General features: G+C 59.3%; 13 protein-coding genes and 2 pseudogenes. 4 read left to right on the forward strand and 11 right to left on the reverse strand.

Annotation, left to right across the window (positions count from 1 at the left end; all coding sequences use genetic code 11):
• Positions 1 to 51: 51 nt before the first annotated feature.
• The 3 genes from EDF70_RS25640 to EDF70_RS25650 form a co-directional block, all read right to left on the reverse strand.
• Positions 52 to 636 (reverse strand): hypothetical protein, encoded by a 585-nt coding sequence (locus EDF70_RS25640; protein ID WP_132279661.1) that lies wholly within the window; start codon positions 634 to 636, stop codon positions 52 to 54.
• Positions 637 to 1324: 688 nt separating this feature from the next.
• Positions 1325 to 1975, reverse strand: coding sequence for a hypothetical protein (locus EDF70_RS25645; protein WP_132279664.1), 651 nt, complete (start codon positions 1973 to 1975; stop codon positions 1325 to 1327).
• Between the two features lie 81 nt (positions 1976 to 2056).
• Entirely contained in the window at positions 2057 to 3772 is a 1716-nt protein-coding gene (locus tag EDF70_RS25650) for a ParB/RepB/Spo0J family partition protein (protein WP_132279667.1), read from the reverse strand.
• A gap of 308 nt (positions 3773 to 4080) precedes the next feature.
• Between EDF70_RS25650 and ligD the strand changes: the two are divergent.
• Positions 4081 to 5127 (forward strand): annotated as a pseudogene (gene ligD / locus EDF70_RS25655) (non-homologous end-joining DNA ligase).
• A gap of 176 nt (positions 5128 to 5303) precedes the next feature.
• Here ligD and EDF70_RS25660 read toward each other — a convergent pair.
• The 4 genes and pseudogenes from EDF70_RS25660 to EDF70_RS25675 all read right to left on the reverse strand — a co-directional run bounded on the left by EDF70_RS25660 (position 5304) and on the right by EDF70_RS25675 (position 12517).
• Positions 5304 to 10387, reverse strand: a pseudogene (locus tag EDF70_RS25660) (helicase-related protein).
• A 99-nt stretch (positions 10388 to 10486) separates the two neighbouring features.
• On the reverse strand, positions 10487 to 11092 hold the full coding sequence (locus EDF70_RS25665; protein ID WP_132279670.1) for a DUF1419 domain-containing protein: 606 nt from the start codon (positions 11090 to 11092) through the stop codon (positions 10487 to 10489).
• Positions 11093 to 11225: 133 nt separating this feature from the next.
• On the reverse strand, positions 11226 to 12161 hold the full coding sequence (locus EDF70_RS25670; RefSeq protein WP_132279673.1) for a DUF3991 and toprim domain-containing protein: 936 nt from the start codon (positions 12159 to 12161) through the stop codon (positions 11226 to 11228).
• A gap of 176 nt (positions 12162 to 12337) precedes the next feature.
• A complete protein-coding gene (locus tag EDF70_RS25675) occupies positions 12338 to 12517 on the reverse strand; it encodes a hypothetical protein (RefSeq protein WP_033184364.1) in 180 nt (59 codons plus the stop codon).
• A gap of 544 nt (positions 12518 to 13061) precedes the next feature.
• On the opposite strand from EDF70_RS25675, the gene EDF70_RS25680 reads away from it, so the two are divergent.
• Positions 13062 to 13886: a type IV toxin-antitoxin system AbiEi family antitoxin domain-containing protein gene (locus EDF70_RS25680; RefSeq protein ID WP_132279676.1), complete on the forward strand. Its 825-nt coding sequence runs from the start codon at positions 13062 to 13064 to the stop codon at positions 13884 to 13886.
• A gap of 10 nt (positions 13887 to 13896) precedes the next feature.
• Positions 13897 to 14814, forward strand: a complete 918-nt coding sequence (locus tag EDF70_RS25685) for a nucleotidyl transferase AbiEii/AbiGii toxin family protein (protein WP_132279679.1) — start codon at positions 13897 to 13899, stop codon at positions 14812 to 14814.
• Between the two features lie 423 nt (positions 14815 to 15237).
• Here EDF70_RS25685 and EDF70_RS25690 read toward each other — a convergent pair whose 3' ends face one another.
• Both EDF70_RS25690 and EDF70_RS25695 read right to left on the reverse strand, forming a co-directional pair.
• On the reverse strand, positions 15238 to 16248 hold the full coding sequence (locus EDF70_RS25690; RefSeq protein ID WP_132279682.1) for a hypothetical protein: 1011 nt from the start codon (positions 16246 to 16248) through the stop codon (positions 15238 to 15240).
• An 84-nt stretch (positions 16249 to 16332) separates the two neighbouring features.
• Positions 16333 to 17460 (reverse strand): alpha/beta hydrolase, encoded by a 1128-nt coding sequence (locus tag EDF70_RS25695; protein WP_245519354.1) that lies wholly within the window; start codon positions 17458 to 17460, stop codon positions 16333 to 16335.
• Between the two features lie 169 nt (positions 17461 to 17629).
• On the opposite strand from EDF70_RS25695, the gene EDF70_RS25700 reads away from it, so the two are divergent.
• Positions 17630 to 18238 carry a TetR/AcrR family transcriptional regulator gene (locus tag EDF70_RS25700; RefSeq protein ID WP_132279685.1) on the forward strand — a complete coding sequence of 203 codons (609 nt, stop codon included), beginning with the start codon at positions 17630 to 17632 and terminating at the stop codon, positions 18236 to 18238.
• Between the two features lie 58 nt (positions 18239 to 18296).
• Here the strand turns inward: EDF70_RS25700 and EDF70_RS25705 are convergent, their stop codons facing one another.
• A complete protein-coding gene (locus EDF70_RS25705) occupies positions 18297 to 19049 on the reverse strand; it encodes an IS6 family transposase (protein ID WP_132279688.1) in 753 nt (250 codons plus the stop codon).
• Positions 19050 to 19134: 85 nt separating this feature from the next.
• Positions 19135 to 20604, reverse strand: a complete 1470-nt coding sequence (gene cysS, locus EDF70_RS25710) for a cysteine--tRNA ligase (protein WP_348639736.1) — start codon at positions 20602 to 20604, stop codon at positions 19135 to 19137.
• Positions 20605 to 20606 lie beyond the last annotated feature (2 nt).

The following is a 20606-nucleotide window of genomic DNA, read 5'->3' on the forward strand; positions in this document are numbered from 1 at the left end:
AACGACGTTACGGACGCTGGAGGAAGGCGGGGCCTAAGCCCCGCGATCGTCCTATTCGAATGCTGACATCTGGGCAGTGGCGGCTTGTCTGTCGACCGACTTGGCAGGCTGCGCGACCGTGCGCTCGTAAGGTTTCCAGGTTTCACCGGTGATATCCTCGTAAGCGGAGACGGCGCCTTCGGCTGCCATGCGAAGCACGTGGGCCTGCAAGCCCATGTCGGCTGCGAACTCGCGCTTGCGCTGGGCGCGGCTGTCGAAGCCAACCCGGCCGTCGAGGTCCTCGTCTCTGGTATCGTTGGAAAGCTTTGTGGTGAGATCGCGGGCTTCTGTGACCGCGCGGCTGTAGAATTGCCCAGCGCCGTAGGCTGAGCCGACGAAGGATCCGACGATGCGCTGCATGTGGATCTGCATCGCCTTTTCGGCGAGGCCATCCTTGAGGGCATCGGCGCTTTCGATCAACTGACCGCGGTGGAGGTCGCGGATCCCGTCGCTGTCGATGAGGGCAAGGCCGAAGCTTTCGGAGATGCGCAGTGCCTGGGCTGTGTCGGGGCAGGCGTGCCTGACCATTTCGAGTGTGGTGGCGCGCTGGGATTTTGCCGGACGGTTCTTCTGAGTGGAGCGGTTGAGCGGTGCCATGATCGGATCCTTTATGAGCGATGTTTCAGCGAAGCCCGGGGTGCCGGTTGTCGTCCGGCTCAGCCCCTCGGGTGCGGGCAAAAGGAGATGGGCGTCAGCGGCCCGGCCCAAGGTCAGGGCATCGCCAGGAGGAGCGAGGATGGTTTGCGGATGGTGCTGCCCGCACTTGCGGGCTGCGACAGACGCGGGCCTGCCTAGCAACGAGGCGATGATCCTGCCGCAACGCGGCGCGCCAGCGGCCTTTGACCGGGACGCGCCCATGTCAGACCGCAACAAAACCGAGGTGCTGTGCCGGCCGACGATCTGTTCCACGACAGCATGATGCAACGCCACAGCGATCCGACCATGGGAACGCCGCGTCACCCACTGGGGGCACTGACAAATTTCGGGGCCAAGCACACGCCATTGCAAGCCGATTGCCACGTGCCATGTCTTCCGCGCGTCGATCAACGCTTTATCGCACCCTCACCTTGGCCGGGCTTTCCGCTCTCACCCGGCTCCGTTGATCTGCATGCAGTGGTCGATGGTGGACCATGCCGTGCCTTGCATTTCCACCGCGCCTTCGTTTGTCGTGTCAGCTCAGCCCGCCGGGAGCGATAATCTCGCTGCCGTGCCCAGATCCTGCGATAGAGCTCGGTGAAATCGATCACCTGATTTCGAGGTGGGTCGTTGTCTGTGAGCGCAGCAGTCATTGCCTTGCCGCCCAGGTCACGAAGCTGGACGGACCGTCATATGGCTGGTGCTTGACCGAATCGATGACGAAACCATGTCGGCCGATCGTGTAGTCGGAGCGCGGAACCAGAAACCGCCGTTCGCCGGTCTCGCCCCGGATCCCGCCCAGCGTCGCGATGCACTCGACGAGACCCGGTTGGTGATCGGAATTGAGGGCCGCGATGACGACCCAGTCATTGCGATGGCGACTCTCGAATTCCTGTCGGTCCCGAATATGCGACTGACCATCCTTCAGTGTGACGCCCATGACGCGCTCGTAGGCATCAGGATAAGTGTCGCGAAGTGTGCGATCCGCCAGGCGCCGCTCATAGGCCGTGAACAGCTGCGGGAAGACATGGGCGACCTTCGCCCATTCACAATCCTCCTCGTAGAATCCGTCGTCATAGCGATAGAGGTGATGGACGACGGCGTTTGCAATTTCATCCAGATGGAAGCCGCCGTGGCCGGCGGTCGAATGCAGAATTATACCGTCGGCATATCGCCGCGAGACCTGCGCGATGCCCCATGGCGTCGACGCTCCTGCTCGTATAGTCGGCCGGTCCAATGTCCGTTGTTCAGTCTCATGCGCTGCTTTTTCTGTGGCCATGTCATCATGGATCTCTGCCATGACAAACTCCTTCAGTTTGCTCGAAACGAAAACGCCGCCGGCATGAGCCAGCGGCGTCGGTTCAGATCCTTGTGCCTTGTGCTATTCGGCGGCCTCCCGGAAACCCTCGTCGTCCGCTTCCCCGGCGGAGGAATGGTCCACGAAGTCACCACCGGAAAGCTGATCTTCGAGCGTATCGGGATCGTGAGCGGCATCGTCCAAGCCGCTGTCGACGCTGGTGTAGCGCCCGACCCACGACCGCACATCACCAGCGGATGGCGCGAGCAGCGCTGCCGGATGCACCAGCCGTCCGTCGGCAAAATGCTCGACCAGAGCCGCACGGGTATCCTTCACCTTGATCCGACCGGGCACGCCCGCCGTTTCTGCGGTCGCCTCCAGCGCAGTGCGTGACAGGCATGAGAGGAATTCTTCGGTCGCCATATTGGGCAGGAACTCATCAGCGCCGACGGCGTCCCCGGCAATGCGGGCGATCAGGCCGCTATCGGAGCGATTGCGCCGCAGAGACAGAACTTCGATCAGCACCGAGCGTGCAGCCTGCACCAGTGTCTCGCGATCGAAGGACAGCTTGCCGTCCTCGCCGATCAGCCGGGCAGCATGCGGCGCGCATTTCGCATGACCATAGGGATTGTCCGATGCACCGCTGGCGATCGTGACATTCGTGCCGGTGAAGGCCAGAATGAGCAAAGCCATCAGCGTGTCGTCTTCGATCGGCGCGCGGGCAAGCGCCTCGTGGAGAGCGTCGGTGCGCAAGTCGCCGATGGTGTCGAGACCCTTCTGGGTCACATCGGGCCGCACTTTCGGCGTCTCAACCTCCTCGACGAGGGTTTCGACACCATCGGCGTCCTTGACCAGCTTCGGCTTCTTCACTTCGGGCATGCGATAGGCAACGGACTGCACCGAACCGTCGCGGGCATTGATGTACCAGCCGGTCAGGTCGCCCTTACCTGGCTTGCCGTAGACCTGTTGTGCCTTGGCCGGTAGCTTGGCCTGGCCGTATTCATTGGCTTCGATGATCAAACCGCGCTTCGGCAGATTGTTAGCTAGCCACTCCTGCTGCGCACCAAGAAACGCCTCGACATCCGTGGTATAGCGGCTGTCCTCGTCAGCCGGAGCAAACAGATCCTCGACCCAGGTGATACCGTAGGCCTGCGCCAGATCGTCGCCGAAACTTGCGTGCTTGGCGAGCATTCGGGTCGTGGTCAGGGCGCGGGCAACCTCCCACCAGGACACCTGCGGCTCCTGCTTCTTCGGCTTGTACTTCTTCCAGACCTCAGCCTGCTCATCCTGTCCGGCGGCGGCGATTGTGCGCAGTTGCTGCTCGTTCGGCATGTCACCGCGCGCCATCTGGTCGAGCATAGCGGGCAGGATGTTGGCGAGCAGCCGCAGCTTTCTGATCTGCCGGCTCGGAAGTGCCAGCGCCATGGCGATCGACTCCTCGGTCCATCCTAGAGCCACCAGCCGCTCGATGGCGCGCCACTGATCGACCGGGTTCAGCGGTTCGCGGGCGATGTTTTCGGCAAACGACTGCATGGCGCCGAGATCGTCGGATGGATCGGCCAGCAGCAGCGGGATTTCCAAGAGATCCGCGGCAATCGCCTGGGCGGCGCGGCGGTGACCGAAGACGATGATGTAGCTGTTGCCGCCTTCCGGATCGAGTTTGACGATAGGTGGCTGAACGACACCGATGGCCCTGATCGATGCGCACAACAGGGCGTCAGACTGTGGTGAGGATTTCGACTGGCGGGACCGGTCGGGATTGTCCTTCAGGCTGCGAGGATCGGCTGTAATCAACTGCATGGGAATAACCTCCAGGTTTGGGGCGGACGGACTGTCCTTGCCTCCTCGTCTTCTTCTCGAAGACATCTCCCGAACCGCAGGACGGGCCGGCGGCTGCAATTGCGCCGGAGCAGACCTGGCTTGCGGGTGAGCGAGGCACACCTGCCTTGCGAGACAAGCTGGCCCGGTCTCGGCGACCGGCGCGATTGAGGGAACCGTCAGCCGTTGGACCGTTCTTGCGAACCGGTTTCCTTCCCCTCCGTTTTCGTCTTCCTTCCATTCCTCGGTGATGTCACACGATTTTAAGCAATTGCTGCTGAACTCTGACCATGACAAAGCCGCCGCGCCAGAAATCCCAGCCGCTTTTGCGGGAGACGGATCTCCCGATCCGCTCGCGACCGCGCAAACCACGCGACCCGGCGCAACCACAGCTTCCGTTCGACCCGATGCCAGATCGCATCGAACCGTGCCTGGCGCTGTTGAAGGCAACGCCGCCGTCCGGACCGGACTGGATCTAGGAGATCAAATGGGACGGCTATCGTATTGCGGTTCACATCGAACCAAACGCGGTGCGGATCATCACACGTGGCGGTCACGACTGGACCGAGAGGTTTCCGGCAATCGCCGCCGCTGCGCGCAAGCTCGGCGTCGGGACCGCGATTCTTGATGGGGAAGCCGTCGTCCTTGATGCCGAGGGCCGCTCGCACTTCGGGGCGCTGCAGCGTTCACTTGGCGGGCGCGGGGGCAAGAAGTCATCTGAGGATGCCATCCTCTACGCTTTCGACCTGTTGTATTTCGACGGGCATGACCTGACGAAGATGGAGTTGTCTGGACGCCGTCACCTGCTGAAAGACCTGATCGGGGAGAGCGAGGGGACGATCCGCGTCTCGCAGGAGGTCGAAGCCGATGGAGCGACACTTCTGGCGGCTGCACGCGAACACGGCCTGGAAGGCATCATCGCCAAGCACCGCGACAGCACTTATCGATCGGGCCGGCTCGGCGACTGGCTGAAGATCAAATGCATCCAGAGCGAAAGCTTTGTGATTGTCGGATACGAGCCGTCCACCGCGGCGCGCGGTGGGATCGGCAGCCTGCTGCTGGCGGCCTATCGGGGCGGAGCGTTCGTCTATGTCGGTTCGGTCGGGACTGGCTTCAAAGAGAAAGAAGCGATGGAACTGCGTCGGATGCTGGACACGCTGAAGACCAAGCGTGCTCTGGTTGCCGTCGATAAAAAGGGGGTCGTCTTCGTTCAACCGACATTGATTGCCGAGATCGAATATCGCGCCTGGACCGACGATGGCAAATTGCGGCATGCCTCGTATAAGGGCCTGCGAGATGTGCAGGACAATGCCGCGATCTACAAGCTCGGAGAATAGCGCGCTCAAGGGCCCAAAAACGAAAGGGCGCTCGACCCTTTCGGGGAGCGCCCTTTCCAACCCGGACAGTTACGCACGCGCGGCAATCGCCACTGCAAGAAACTATCGAAACGGGTGATGACCGATAAATGTGTACCGCCCTGCCCCGTTTCAAGTGACGATGGATATGCCGCTGTTTACGCGGCTTGCTGGCGATCCTCCTCTGGTTCGTCGGCGGTTGCTGCCAGATCCCTTTCGATCTCGTCCAGTTGGCTCAGCTTGAGTTCGAGCTCGGCTTCGAATGAGAAGCTCTCTCCCAAACGCGGCGTATAGGAGGCGAGACGCCGTTTCGCATCGGCGAGGCGAATGCGATGATTCTCGCGTTCCTGTTCAAACCCGCCAAGCGCGTGCTCGAGCCGGGAGATGGCACCGATGGGCGTCGTTGTGACGGACAGGTCGATCTCGTAGTCGCCACCTGTTCGTTGAAGCAGCGTGTCGTAGCGGTAGCCATCCTTGCCAAACCTCTCGCCATGATAGGCGAGATCGAAGCCGCCGATGGTGGCGATGATGACCTCTTTTTCCTCCTGCAGCTGCACCAGCGTCAGGATTTCCTTCATCAGTGCGCGGCCCGCGAGCTTTCGCTCGTCAAATTCGGCACTTCCGACCTGCATAGTAAAAGCGTCGCCCGCGGTCGGGACAAGACGTTCAATGTCCTTGCCGACGTCCTCGATCCGGCGGCTGGAAAACTCGATATCCCGTTCGGCATCACGGATCTGCCGCCGGATCGCGTGCTGGTCGTCGACATGAGCGGCCCGCAGCCGATCGAGACGGGCGATCTCGGCCTCGAGCCCGGCCTTCTGCATCAGCCGCTCGTCGCCTGACGCGATGGCCTTGGCCATGGCGAACTGGTTTGCCTGCCCCTCGCCCATGTCCTCCAACCGGCGGACGCTAGTGTCGCCCGACAGGGCCGCGGCAATGAACCGGGCCTTGCGCTCATTGTTCTGCCACATGGTGGCATCGAGGCTGCCGAGGGTCGCATAGGCGAACACATCGACTTCGTCATGCTGGTTACCCTGACGAATAATGCGGCCCTCGCGCTGTTCGATCTGCGATGGCAACCAAGGAACATCAAGATGATGCAGGGCTTTGAGCCGAGCCTGGACATTAACGCCGGTGCCCATGGTTTCCGAGGACCCGATCAGTACGCGAACTTTTCCGGCATTGAAGTCGTTGAACAGGCGCTGCTTGGCGTCCGACTTCTTATAATCCTGCATGAAGGCAATTTCCGAAGTCGGCACGCCAAGGCGGACGAGCTCGTCACGGATCCAGCGATAGGCCGAGAAGCCGCGCGTCGCTTCGACATTGATCGTACCGAGATCGGAGAAGATCAACTGGCCGGCGCCCGGCCGGTCGAACGGCTTGCCGTCCTTGCGACGATACTCCGCCTCTCCCGTTTCCTGCCAGATCCGGTGAGCATTGGTGACAAGCGCGTTCAGCTTGTTGGCAGCCTCGTTGCCCATCGCCTGATCGACGAGGCGCAGATCGATGGCGGCGTGACGTCCGTCGGTGATGACCGAGAGCAGGATGTCATCGCCCGGCTTGGCCGGGCCATCGCGCATCTCGATCGCCTTAATCCGCGCGTCCAGCTGTTTCTGGTAGGACTTGAAAGCGGCCGTCGGCTCGGCGGTGACGATCTGGCGCTTGCCACCAGATATCTCGGGCACTTTCACATAGGTCCTGAGATCCGCCGGCAGCACGACGTCGGCGAACGACCGGAACATGGCGATCAGTTCCGGCACATTGACGAACTGGCTGAACCGGGTGACCGGCTTGTATTTACCCGAAGGCTGCAATTCGAGTTCGGTCGAGGTGTCGCCGAAGGTCGAGGCCCAGGCGTCGAACTCGTGCAGACCACGTTGCGACAATGCTGCCGGATCCATCATCCGCTGTACGGAGAACATCTCGCCGAGCGTATTGGTAATCGGCGTTCCCGACGCAAGCACCAGCGCCCTGCCCCGGTTCTTTGTCTCGATGAAGCGGGATTTGACGAACAGGTCCCATGCGCGCTGCGAGCCGTTCGGATCGACGCCGCGCAGCGTCGACATGTTGGTGGCGAACGACAGCTTGCGGAATTCCTGCGCCTCGTCGACGATGATCTGGTCGATACCAAGCTCGGAGATGGTGAGCAGATCGTCCTTACGGGTGGCGAGGGATTCGAGCCGTTCCTTGTGGCCCTCCTTCATGCGTTCGATGCGCTTGCGCGACAGCCGGTCGTCGCGTTCGACCTTGGTCAGCAGCTCTTCGTAGAGCTCCAGTTCATCCTGGATCATCTGCGCCTCGAACGATGAGGGAACGGATATAAACCGAAACGCCGAATGGGTGATGATGATGGCATCCCAGTTGGCGGTGGCAGCCCGCGACAGAAAGCGGTGGCGCTTCTCCCTGACGAAGTTGGTCTCGTCGGCGACCAGGATGCGGGCATTGGGATAGAGCGCCAGAAACTCGCGGGCGGCCTGCGCCAGGCAATGGCCGGGCACGACCAGCATCGCCTTGTTGATCAGGCCGAGCCGTCGCTGCTCCATGATTGCGGCAGCCATAGTCAGCGTCTTGCCGGCACCAACGGCATGAGCGAGATAAGTGCTACCTGCCGAAATAACCCGCCAGATCCCGCGTTTCTGATGCCCATAAAGAGAAAAGGCGCCAGAGGCGCCGGGGAGTTGCAAGTGATCGCCGTCGAAGGATCGCGGCGCGATGTTGTTGAACGTGTCGTTATAGATGCGCGCCAGCCGGTCGGTGCGATCTGGATCCGACCAGATCCAGGATTGGAAAGCCGTCTTGATCTTGGCGAGCTTCTCCTTGGCGGCTTCCGTCTCCGCCGTGTTCAGCACGCGGCGCTCGGTCTCGCCGTCGCGGACCGTGTCGAAGATCTGCGGGACGGACGAGTTCAGGGCGTCGGACAGAAGCTGGCCGGCATGGCGGCGGTGCGTGCCCCAGTCGGTGGTGCCGGCGGCCGACCATTCCAGCTGACGGGCATTGACCGTCCAGGTCGCCAATTCCGGCAGATGATGGATGGAAATCTCGGCCTCCATGGTCTGCTTGATGAAGGCCACGACGTCATCGGCGGGGATCCAGGGCGCACCGAGGCGCGCGGTGATATCCGACGGACGGAGGTCGGCGGGTTGGACATGTTCGAGCGCCGAGACGTTCCGCTGAAAGGCAGGATCCAGGTCCGCCGCCGCCCGCGCGATTACCAGCTTCGATCGGACGGCGCCGGACAGATAGGCATCAGCCATCTGCCAGGAGCCATCGGATGGATCGCGGAAGATGGCCTCGCCCAACTCGCCGAGAACGTCCTCAACATCTCGATGCAGTAGCTCGGCGATGTGGTCGGGATCGACATGACCGCGTTCGTTGAGAACCACGGCGAGCGCATCTGATGCCGATGTGATCACTGGTGCCGGCGGCGGCGCAATCACCCGTTCGGTAAAGATCGGCCCGGGCTTGGCGGTATTGGTTTCCAGATCGTAGTCCTCGATCGAGGCGACCAGCCAGCAATCGGGATCGTCGAGGAACGGCACGAGATTCGGCCGGCGATGGACCTCCCTGAACTCACCGGTTTCCGGATCCTCCGATGTCGAGACGGAGGTGAAATTGATCGGGCCGAATTCTCGAACGAAACTCGACCAGGCTATACGCAGCGACACCTGCGCCTTCTGCCACGGCTGGTCGCGTTCCTGAAGCTTGAGAATGAGCCGGACCGCGTCGCGGATCGGGATCAGTTTGCGGATAATCAGGGCGTGCTTGGCGAAGATGCCGTCGGTGCTGCGGCCCTTCCTGACTTCAACCGGGACAGCAACCCCGTCGACCACCTGCATCAGTGCCGTGGCCTTGCCGATGAATAGCTGCCCTCGCGAACTTTTGGGTCGTCCGGGTGCTCTTCTATGGCGTCGGCGACCTCGTCCTCGATCGCAAAATCGATCGTACTGGCCTTGCCGTCGTAGACCCCGGCCGGGAGCTGACTGATTGCGGCGTTCAGGTTCGTTTCAAGATCATCACCGATCGGGAGGCATGTGTAGGTTTCGCCGAAGGGACCTGACGTAATCGCATGCCGTCCCAACACCATGTCGGAATGATCGGCGAACCACCTGTTGATACGGACGCTGTCGCCCTCACCTTCAACCTTTGCATCCGCGAGATCGAGCCAACTGCTGTCTCCAGCCGGCTCGTCGGCGCGGCGCTTCCGGAAGAAGAGGATATCGACGACCACATCCGTGCCGGCGTCCGCGCGGAAACTGCCTTCGGGAAGGCGGATCGCGCCAACGAGATCGGCCATGCCGGCGATGTGTTCACGGGCGCGGGCATCGGCCTTGTCCATGGTGCCGGACGAGGTCACAAAGGCGGCAAGCCCGCCAGGCTTTAGCCGGTGGATGGACTTGGCGATGAAATAGTCATGCAGCCGCAAGCCGAGAGACCGGAAGGCCGGATCACTCTTCACTGTCCTGTCAGAAAACGGTGGGTTGCCGACCGCCAGATCGAAATGGTCCGGCAGGTCGGTGCGGGCAAAATCGCCGCAGACGATTCTGGCCCGTGGCTGCAGCAACCGGACGATACGGGCGGTGACGGGATCAAGCTCGATGCCGGTGACATGGCTTACCCTCGACAGAGCCTCCGGCATCAGCGCCGGAAACATGCCCGTGCCGATCCCCGGCTCCAGGATCCGTCCGCCCTTAAAGCCCATGCGGATCAGCCCTGCCCAGATGGCACGAACGATAAATTCCGGCGTGAAGTGGGCATATTGGGTGCAGCGCGCCAGAGATGCGTAGTCCCCTGGCGCGACGGCGCTCTCAAGATTGCCGCCGAGTTCCTCCCAGCCTCTGCGAAATGCATCGTCGCCCGGACGTCGGAATATGCCGTTTGCCAGATCCGACGCGCCGAAGCCGGTGAACTTGATCAGCCTGGCCTGCTGGTCAGATCGTGCCGGTAATCCCTGTCGCTCGATCTCGTTGGCCAGCAGGATGGCGGCGATGTTGTCACGCGCACGGTCGCGCCAGGTTTTGTCGAGACCGCGAGAACCCTGCAGTCTGAAATCCACCTTTGCCCGCACCTGCGTTGTTCGCTTTGGTTCTTTGCGAACTGGGACACCAGGTGCCGGCGTCGATGGCGGGTGGTCGGTATCTATATCGGTGAATTCTGCTGCGAAACTCGCCACACCAAGATCGAAACCGGATGCGAGAGCTGTATTGCCGAACAGGTCGATGGTGAAAGGATCGTCATGCGCCATTAGAAAAACTCCTGTGAGTGGGCGCGCCGAGGCACACTCGCGCGAAGAAGCGGTGTTGCCAGGCTGCGGATGGTGGAGGTTTGAAAATGAAGGCCGCCGTCAGGCAGCAATGGTTTCCGGCAGAAGCCGGAACTGCACCGGCAGCTTGGCGGCGATCTCCTCGTCGGTCAGATCGTCGAGCAGCTTCCAGATCTTCCCCTGAGCGGAGGGATAGACGAGCACGATCTGGCGATTTCGCAGGTCCGGCGGAAAGCGACCGTCGGCATAACCACGAAAATCGGGACCGGTCGTGCTCCAGATATGATCGCGCTTTTCTTGGTCGCTCATGACGCGCACCGGGCGGGATTCACATCCGATGATCTCGGCGCGCATCCGGTCGGGCGACTGACGATCGCCCAGGTCGCAATATCCGTGGAACCAGCGAGACCGATCATCGATCGCCAGCGCGAAGAATACGCTGGTGACGCTGGCGGCCAGAAACTCGCGCATGGCGAACATGTCGCCGCGGTAAAACAGCGGAGGGAGGATCTCGAACATGTGGTCGTGGTCGGCTTCGGATATCTCAAACCACTCGCCGACATATCGCGTGCCATTCATCCTGTCATTGTCGAACGGCGACTGGCTGTGGCGATTGAACAGGGCATACATTTCGTGGCGGCTGGCCACACCTTCGAACACTTTACGGATGGTTGGAGGATTGAACATCGGCTGCTCCTTTTGGGGTTGGGGACCGAAGCGGAAGCCTGATCGACCTCTCTGTTCAGTCCTTTGATTACCCCTCCTCAGCCGGCGCCTCGCGGGCAGCGGGTCAAGGGCCGCCGTCAGGCGGGCGGCAGCTTCACCCTTGATGCGCTGGCCGCGTATGCGGCAGCTCTCCTCTTTCCCTCCTCTGTTTCAATTCATCATTCCAGTCTTCACATCGCGGTCTTAGTCGCGAGAAATCGCAACCGGCGCGATCTGCCATCTGGCGCAGGCGATCGGCAAAGACCTCACCCTGAACATTGTTGTCGGTCGCGGCCACGAGCCACGCGCCCTCCCCGGAAGCCAGGGTCTCCAAAGCCTGAGCGGTCAACGGCGACCAGCCGCCACCGGTGCTGCCATAAAGCGTGTCGGGTCTCGTCTGTTCGATCGCCGCCAGACTGAGCGCGTCGATCGCCGCCTCCGTCACACAGATCCGGCAAGCGTCGTTCATTCCAAATCGGAAGAGGGCCTTGGCGCCGCCGGTTGAAAACCCGCGCCAGTCTGGTCCGCGCTCCTCCCATCCGATGACGGCGCCAGCCTCATCGACATGTTTTGCCCACATCGAGCCATATGGACCTTCCCGAAGAACGTCTGCATCGATCGCCGCAGAGATGACCTGCCATGGCAGCGCCCGGTTCTGTCGAAGATAGCTCCATGTCGCCGATGCTCGCCACGGCCGTTTTCGGTGGCTCCAGCGGTCAGCGACCGAAGCCATTGTTTGCGTGTGACGAAGAGGCTTCTCCCAGGTCGCTGCGGTCGGCTGAAACGCGACCAGATCGCCGACAGCCGCCAGGGCTTCTGCAAAACCGATCCCGTTCAGATAGCTTGCAAGCGCGAACACATCGCCCTTGGCATTGGAACGGGCGTCGAACCAGCCCCTGTCGTCGTGAATTACGATTATGATGTCGTCGTCGCGCCGGAATTTGACTGCCCGGCTCGTGCTCTCTTTCCTGTCTATCGCGAAGCCCTCATGCTCAAGCACGGCTGCGCAGCCCACCCGGGCACGCAGCTCTTCGATGTCATTCTTTTCCATTTCGCTTCCTCTAGTTTCCCTGACTCTTCGGGCTGTCAGCGCCCAGGCCGCGAAGATGGAAGCGCGCAAGGGCGCGGTTCGCAATGTGCAGATCTGCCGGGAAAGATCGCGGCGAAGCCTCCCTTGCGCGCGCATCAGCGCAAGCGGCACGCCTTCCCCCGAAGGGGGTGATCGGCTCAATGAGCCGATCCGTAGGCAAATGGATCGTATTCATTGAGGATGGCGTCCTCGTCGCCGTCATACTCGGCGGAAGGCATGACGCCGATTTCACCATCGATTTCGAAGAGGGTGACCGGGACCATCAGGGTCCGGGCAAGATCGAGTGCGTGGTTTTGTGCGAGGCTGAGATCCGACATGTGAGGCTCCATCCGTTGGCGGGGCCGATCCCCGCTCGATGGCACCCGTTTGATCCGGACCCGGCCGCGGTCACCTCGGCGGCGCAGCCAGAGAGGTCGCAGTCACTGCGAACCCCCCTGCGGGTTGACCGTCCAAGGACGGGACTGGATTAGGGATGCCAGACAAGAGAGCTGGGTTTGACAACGCTTATGGTTGGAGCAGATTGGTATTCGATCTCGCCGCACTGACCTTCGTCCGGATCATCCGGACTGCCATCAACCGGAATGACGTGAAAATGGGGAACTGCTTCGTCTTCCAGTGCGAGACATCGGCACAGGTAAAGCGTTTGATTTGTCGGCCAGGTGATGACCGATCTCATCAGATGCGACGGTGCGCGGGGTGAAACTTTGGGGTGGAGATTTAAGCCGTCGCGGCCAAGGCGCTGCCAACTTGCCCGGCACAGGACTTCGAGATTTACTACCTGCGTCAATTACGGATTGACAAAAGCGAACTATTTTAAAGTCAGCTTGATATTTACTTTGAACTCGTGCCATAGTGTACATTATGATTAGACAACAGACGCCAAAGTTAAAGTATCTAATCCAATCGGTTCCGCCGGGCTTCCTCGTCGACTCGGCCTGGACGGCACGCCATGCGATCTCACGGCAATCCGTATCGGCGTATATCAAGCAGGGTTGGCTTGAGCGGATTGCGACAGGCGTCTACCGACGACCATTTTCGGTAAGAGAAATGGCGCAAGCCGTCACGGGTTGGAAAATTCCCTTGTTATCCGCGCAATGGATCATGGGACATGCATTCCACGTGGGAGGTCTGACCGCGCTTGGATTGCGCGGCCATTCCCACTACCTGCAGCTCGGCGGCGATACGCGCGTCTACCTCTATGGCTCCGATATTCCTGACTGGCTTATAACATTGACAACCGATGCCAGGTTCATCCGACGAGGTCATGGACTGTTCTCCGACGAGAACAACGGCGTCGAGGACAGCGAATTCAGCCTCTCCGATAATCCAGATGAGGAACTGGCCATGAGCCCGTGGCACTGGCCCATCAAAATGTCGTCTGCAGAGCGGGCGATACTGGAGATTCTCGATGAACTTCCGAAGAACGAAAGCTTTCACAACATCGACATGGTATTTGAGGGAATGGTCAATCTGCGCCCAAAAATGTTGACGACGCTGTTGACCCAGTGCAGCAGCGTAAAGGTGAAGCGCCTGTTCTTCGTCTATGCCGACAAGCACGCGCATGCGTGGCTCAAGCATATCGACAGATCGCAGATCGACATGGGACGCGGCGATCGGGCACTTGTCCCAGGCAGCCGGCTTCACCCCATTTATCGCGTAACGGTCCCCGCCGACCTGCTGCCATAGGAGAATATCGATGGCGCGTGATCGCTATATGCCGCAGGTCGAACTGCTCGTCCGGACGTTGCCCTATATCGCACGGCAGGATGTCTTCGCCCTCAAGGGAGGAACGGCCATCAACCTGTTCTACAGGGATATGCCTCGCTTATCGGTCGACATTGACCTCACCTACCTTCCCATCGAGGATCGCGACACGACGCTCAGCGGTATCGATGCCGCGCTCGACCGCATTCGCGACGACTTGCTGAAAAATCTGCGCGGGGTCGACGTCCAGCGCATCGCCGGCGGCGGCAACAATGATACGCGGGTGCTCGTCCGGCAGGGCACCACCGAAATCAAGATCGAGACCTCGCCGGTCGCGCGTGGAACTGTGCATCCTCCAGAACTGCGGGCGGTAACGGATGGCGTCGCCGAGGCGTTCGGCTTTGCTGAAATGCAGGTGGTGTCCTTCGAAGATCTGTTTGGTGGCAAGCTTCATGCCGCCGTGGACCGCCAGCACCCGCGCGATCTCTTCGACGTGAAGCTGCTCTACGACAATGAAGGGCTCACTGACGCGTTGTTTCGGACCTTTCTCATCTACGTCGCAAGCTCCGGCCGCCCCCCGCATGAGCTGATCAGGCCGTCATTGTCCGAAATCGATGACGCCTTCGTGAAAGAATTCGAAGGCATGACCATCGAGCCTGTCAGCCTGATCGAACTGAAAGACGCGCGAGTCCGGCTGACAGGTGATCTTCGAGCCCGACTCGATGATAAAGCGATGCGATTCCTGCTCTCTCTCCATGATACGGAGCCGGATTTCGACGCCATCGGGTTGCCTCAGGCGGCCGCGCTGCCGGCAGTACGCTGGAAGTTGCTCAATCTAGCAAAGCTGAAGCAGCAGAACCCCGATAAACACGCCATGCAGCGTGGGGAGATTGAGGATATGTTTGTCTAGGCCACTGCATGCGATATCGCGCCGTAGGCGTGCGCAAGGCCTGTAATAAAATACTGAAGAGCATCGGAGCTTTCAGCATCGCGCCGGCCGAACAGGGCGGGAAAGCGGGAATTCTCGACATGTTTCGCCCGGAAAAGGGGAGCCGCAGGAGCCTTAGCATAGCGCCGCTAAGCGGAAGGCGGAACCGACTATCCCCGGGAGAAACGTTCCATTCAGTCTGTCGCGAAGGCGGACTTAACGTCCGAGTTTCACGACACGGTCCGTGACAACGGTCTACTGGCGTAACTTAGAAATCTAGATGCCCATGCATCTAGCAAAGCGCATCTGTCCAGCCTTGAGCGACAAGGTTTCGGAAGGCGTCGCGCACCTGCGTGTGGAACAGGGCGCCGTGTGACCATCTCGCCGGAAGTTAGACTTGTGGCTTCAGTGCCGCCTTGGATTTAAGTCGACATTTACCGTTGCTCCGGCTTTTACCAGCTCTGGTAGAAACCAGTTATGGTCCATCAGTTGTTCAGGGAAGTAGAGACCCGGCGGGAATGCGGGACGCCCCTCAAGTCCAAGAACGATTGAAAGAGACAGAGCGGCACTAAGGCCCGTCAACTTGGCTTGGCCTTTCGTAAATTCAATGGTCGAGCGCCGCCGTGTCAATTGGCCATTTATCTCCCCTTCTATCTCAAGAATCACTTCAGTTCCGACATCCCCGCCGCGCACACGGCTTGAAGAGACGCCACTGGCCAGGTCGAAGCGGACCTCCCGCGCACCCGTGGCAGCGTGAAGACTGACTATGTCGTAAGGTGCGAAAGCAGATGCAGAGAAAATTCTTCCATCTACGGCCGCAATTTCTCTCCTGGCAGTTTTGCCACGAAGCCAGACGCGGCGCCCGTTCTGGAAACCAAGAACGTTGGAAACACCTTCCGCTCCAACCTCCATGTCTTCTTGGGCGGCAGGTCCGGTCGGGTCGAGATCGTCTATGATCGCCCCGACCTTAATCGAATGTACGACGTCCAATCCCTCAACTGACGCCATGGCAAGGAAGACCGTCGGCCCGCCGTGCCAGTGACTGGAAAGCACAACCGGCGAAGCATCAGGGCGGCTGATGAAGTGCGCCATCTCTGCGCCGACTTCGATCAGCCAGTTGCCGATGCTCATATACGGAATTTGAAGGTCCTGCGCCAAACGCATGCCGTGAAGGCCAGAATCTGGGGCGAGCATCACTACGGCGGAAATGGGGGTATCAGGATGGAGACCAAGGCGCTTTCGTTGAGTATCGACCTCTACAGCATCGGCATAACCGACGTCTCGAGCAATGACGTCGGCTTTCCCGACATCCCGCCCGCCGATCAGGATCGGTGGCTCAGGATGCCTGTCGCGAAACGCGCGCACCATTTGCTGTCCGACGACACCCGAGCCGCCCACGAACAGGATTTTTCCCATCACCGAAAGTCTCCTTCTACATAAACAAGATGTTGGCAGCTGCAACCAGAGAATGAGAGTTCACCGGCGATCACGACTACGAGATCACCGCCCGCCCGGCGGGAAACGCTTATGCAGCCAGGAAACGGCAATCCGGTTCACCGCGTCGGGCTGCTCTTCCGCCGTCCAATGCCAGGCATCAGCGACCACATGTTTCTCAAGATCTGGTACACAGGCATCCATCCCGTCCGTCATGCTTGACCTTAGAACCACGTCGTTGGCAGCCGACACCATCAACGATGGCACGCGGATCGTCTGGTCGACGTCCAGTCCTGCTTTCCAATTGCGGGTGATGTTGCGGTACCAATTGATTGCTGGGGTAAAGCCGGTACGGTTATAGTGCCGGACGTAGAATTCCAACTCATCGGAATTGAGGACATCCTGGCCGGGAAACTGATCGGGCGTCGGTTGCCCGTAATATTCCATATTCTTGAACTGCGCCGGCAGTTGGTCCCAGCCGGTGGGAGTGCCGAGGTTCTTCCGCAACGATCCCCGCAATGTACCGCGCGGATCGCTGTTCATCACGGTGTCAGCTGCATCTCCGTCCTGGAACAACAGCACATACATGTGTGGGCTATAGACCTCGCGCATCTGGGCGATGGGATCACGTCCAGGGTCCGCGACGAACTTTTGCCCCTCCTGCAGAACCGGAGCGACGAGGTCGGTATGCAGCCAGAGCATCCAGTGCGGGATATGTGGCGTGTTGAGCGATATCACGCCAGCCGTGCGCTCTCGATGGAAAAGTGCCATCTGCCAGGATAGGAGCCCGCCAAAGTCATGGCCCATGAACACTGCTTTTTCGACGTCAAGGGCGTCGAGAAGGCCGACGACATCACCCGTCAAATTGGCGAGATCATAAGCTTCGACGGCCTCGGGCCTATCGCTGAGGCCGTAGCCGCGCAGATCGGGAACGATTACGCGATAGCCTGCTGCCACCAATGCCGGAATCTGATAGCGCCACGTATATGCCAAACCCGGAAAGCCATGCAGCAATACGACTGCCGGCCCCGATCCAGACTCGTAAACGGCAAGATTGATACCATTGGCAGCAACCATCCGCACGGGCGGCATTGCGGACAGGAGCAGTCCCTGATTAGCCATGGCAGGAAATGCCGTGGCGGAAGCGACCGCTCCAAATCCGGCCAAGAGCGCTCTACGTGTCAGTTTTAACATCTCATTCTCCGAATTGCGGTCCAGGACCCTTCGCAAGCTGCTTGGCCTAGCCCTTCAACAGCTGCCTCCAAATCTCTGATGGAAGCAGAGGGAGATGCGTGTTACATTGAGTAAGTTACTATCAGTAACATTGATCAGCTGCTCATCGATGTCAAGCCAGGAATCGCAATTGTCTAACAAGATGCCCAAGGCGGATCGCCGCGCCCAACTGCTCGAAATCGCTCACGCCATTGTGCGGCAGCACGGTACGGATGCCTTGACGCTGGGATCTCTCGCCGAGCGCGCAGGGCTGAGCAAGCCGATTACATACAATCATTTCAAGACGAGGGCCGGCTTGATGATCGCCCTCTATCGGGAGATCATGGATCGCCAGGTGCTGGCATTAGGCGAGGCAATCAATCATGCACCCCAGCGCCTTGACTACATCGCCGGCGTTCTCGCTACGACTTACATGGATTGCTACAAATCTGTGGGGCCGGAGTGGCACGCGATAGGAGCGGCCCTGAAGGGCGATGCGCTGATGGATGCCAATCATCGCGAAATGATCGACAGCTACGTCGCGTTCTTTGCACAAGTGCTTACGCCGCTTTCAACACTTGCCCCGGAGATAACGCGGCGCCGCTGCCTTGGTATCATCGGCGCTGGAGAAGCACTGTCCGACGGCCTGGTCCGCGGAAACATTACCAGGGATCACGCCATAGCAGACTTCGCCGATTTGATTGTCAATTGGCTGCCGACATCCGACCGAATGTCGAGTGGAACGGATAGGCTAGGCTAAATCGGGCTTGTCGCAAACATTTTTGGAGCGCGCGATTATCCCCTGTGCATCCTCATTTTCATGCTTTGTTAACCTTTTGCAGTCCGAAGAGGCGCGCAAGCAAATCGTTCTGGTCGTTGACAGTCCAGTCTCCGGAAAAGCCAAAGCCCTTCCGCAGCCAAAGCATCGCCTCGAAACCCGCGATGGTTCGCCGCGCCGTGTTGAAGGATTGGAAGCCGCCGATCTTTGGCATGTTCCTCTTTACCCGGAAATGGTCACTTTCGATGCCTTGCTGGAGGTGCTTGGTGACATAGTGGACGGGGCCCGGATGGAGAAGCCCGTCCTCAACCGACGTTTTGATCGTTGACGGGAAGGTGTTGGCCCCGTCCGTCCCGATCCTGTTCGGCGACAACAAGGGTTCATCTTTAAGCATCTTGCGGAAGAACCGCTTGGCGGCGTCGAGATCGCGCTTAGCGGTCAGCAGGAAATCTACCGGATTGCCGTGTTTATCTATGGCTCGGTACAGATAGCGCCATTTGCCGCGGATCTTGACGTACGTCTCATCGATCCGGACCGAGCCGCAATGGGGTCGGCGAAACAGCCGCAGCCGTTTTTCGATCATCGGCGCATAAGCCAATACCCAGCGGTTGGCCGTGCTATGATCCACCTCCAAGCCCCGCTCGCGAAACATCTCTTCCAAGTCACGATAGCTGAGCGGGTATCGCAAGTACCAGGCAACCGCCTGTACAATCAGCCAAGCCTCGAAATGCCTGCCTTTGAAGTCATCCTTTGATTGGCGCTTCAGCTTCTCGGCAATAGCATTCAGAATCATGGGCTCGCTCCGCAACTTTCGGAGCGGCAAATTCCATGCCTATGGTCAACATAAGGTTAAGCCCGAAAATTTGCGACAAGCCCGGTCATTGCACCTTATCGCGGGCCGAGAGCTTGAATCCTTCAGGGGTATCTTCGACGATGTATCCCTCTTCACTCAGTCGGCTGCGAAGTTCATCTGCGGTTTTCCAATCGCGCCGGAGACGGGCATCCTGGCGGAGCTCGGCCAATTCCTGTATCTCGGACGGTGCCGAAAAGGGGGCGTAGGAGAGCATATTCGCCGCTTCCATGAGTTTCAGTCCTGCGATATGGTCGAACGTCTCGACGATCTGAAGCTTGGCATTCGGATGCAGTTGTTCGTCGTTTAGCGCGGATTGTAGGAGTGTCAGGGCCGCCGGAGTTCCAAGATCATTGTTGAAGGCATCAGAGATCTTCTCTTCATAGGAATGCCCTTTATCTGATTTAGAAACGGCTCCCGTTTGAGAGTTTGCTTGAATTTGGATATCGGCGATCGTTTGTTTAAGGCGTCGGAAAGCAACATTCGCGCTTTCCAAGATCTCCCACGAGAACTTCATGGTGTTTCGATAATGCGATTTCATGCACAGAAAGCGATAAGCCAGCGGGTCCATGCCCCGCTCTACAACGCTAAATGCAGTGGCGAACGTGCCTTTCGATTTTGCCATACGCTCGTCGTTTTCCATTTGAAGGAAATTGCCGTGCATCCAATAGCGCACAAAAGGGGCGCAGCCGGTGGCGTTCTCACTCTGAGCGATTTCGTTGCTATGATGGACAGGAATATGGTCTATCCCTCCCGTATGGATATCGAACTGGTCGCCTAGATAAAAGGTCGACATCGCGCTGCATTCAATGTGCCAACCTGGAAAGCCAACGCCCCAAGGGGATGGCCATTCCATTTGCCGGTTCTCGTCCGCACGTGAAAATTTCCAGAGCGCAAAGTCCGTTTTGTTGCGCTTTTCCGCGGCCGCTACACGCATTACTGATCGCAATCCGTCTTTGTCTAACCGAGCAAGACGACCGTAATCAGCAACAAGGGTGGTATCAAAGTATATGCCGTCCTCAGTTCGATACGTGAAACCATTGGCTTCGAGTTGTTCGACCATCCTAATTTGCTGAGGAATATGTTCTGTCGCTCTGCAGAGTGTATTGGGGCTCACAATATTTAGGAGTTCACACTGCTCGATAAAGGAATTCTCGTAAGTTTCTGCAATCTGCCATGCCGTGCGCCCTTCCCGAGCAGCGCCTAGCTCCATCTTGTCTTCACCTTCGTCAGCATCACTTGTAAGATGGCCGACGTCGGTAATATTCATGACATGATTTACGATGAACTCGTTTGCTCTCAACAACCGGACAAGTGTGTCAGAGAATATATAGGTTCGCATGTTCCCTAGATGGGCGTTATTATAAACCGTAGGGCCACATGTATAGACACCCACACGGTCCTCGCTCATGGACACAAATGGTTCTGTAGAACGCGACATCGTATTGAATAGGTATATTGGCCTTCTCGGCATCACGGGTCCACTTTCTAGGCACATAA

The sequence above is a fragment of the Neorhizobium sp. JUb45 genome (assembly GCF_004343585.1).
Classification (GTDB): domain Bacteria; phylum Pseudomonadota; class Alphaproteobacteria; order Rhizobiales; family Rhizobiaceae; genus Neorhizobium.

Excerpts from the sequence above, each read along its gene's own strand:
- EDF70_RS25640 (WP_132279661.1), bottom strand. The coding sequence starts at position 636 with ATGGCACCGCTCAACCGCTCCACTCAGAAGAACCGTCCGGCAAAATCC.
- EDF70_RS25645 (WP_132279664.1), bottom strand. The coding sequence starts at position 1,975 with ATGGCAGAGATCCATGATGACATGGCCACAGAAAAAGCAGCGCATGAG.
- EDF70_RS25650 (WP_132279667.1), bottom strand. The coding sequence starts at position 3,772 with ATGCAGTTGATTACAGCCGATCCTCGCAGCCTGAAGGACAATCCCGAC.
- EDF70_RS25665 (WP_132279670.1), bottom strand. The coding sequence starts at position 11,092 with ATGTTCAATCCTCCAACCATCCGTAAAGTGTTCGAAGGTGTGGCCAGC.
- EDF70_RS25670 (WP_132279673.1), bottom strand. The coding sequence starts at position 12,161 with ATGGAAAAGAATGACATCGAAGAGCTGCGTGCCCGGGTGGGCTGCGCA.
- EDF70_RS25675 (WP_033184364.1), bottom strand. The coding sequence starts at position 12,517 with ATGTCGGATCTCAGCCTCGCACAAAACCACGCACTCGATCTTGCCCGG.
- EDF70_RS25680 (WP_132279676.1), top strand. The coding sequence starts at position 13,062 with ATGATTAGACAACAGACGCCAAAGTTAAAGTATCTAATCCAATCGGTT.
- EDF70_RS25685 (WP_132279679.1), top strand. The coding sequence starts at position 13,897 with ATGGCGCGTGATCGCTATATGCCGCAGGTCGAACTGCTCGTCCGGACG.
- EDF70_RS25690 (WP_132279682.1), bottom strand. The coding sequence starts at position 16,248 with ATGGGAAAAATCCTGTTCGTGGGCGGCTCGGGTGTCGTCGGACAGCAA.
- EDF70_RS25695 (WP_245519354.1), bottom strand. The coding sequence starts at position 17,460 with ATGTTAAAACTGACACGTAGAGCGCTCTTGGCCGGATTTGGAGCGGTC.
- EDF70_RS25705 (WP_132279688.1), bottom strand. The coding sequence starts at position 19,049 with ATGATTCTGAATGCTATTGCCGAGAAGCTGAAGCGCCAATCAAAGGAT.
- cysS (WP_348639736.1), bottom strand. The coding sequence starts at position 20,604 with ATGTGCCTAGAAAGTGGACCCGTGATGCCGAGAAGGCCAATATACCTA.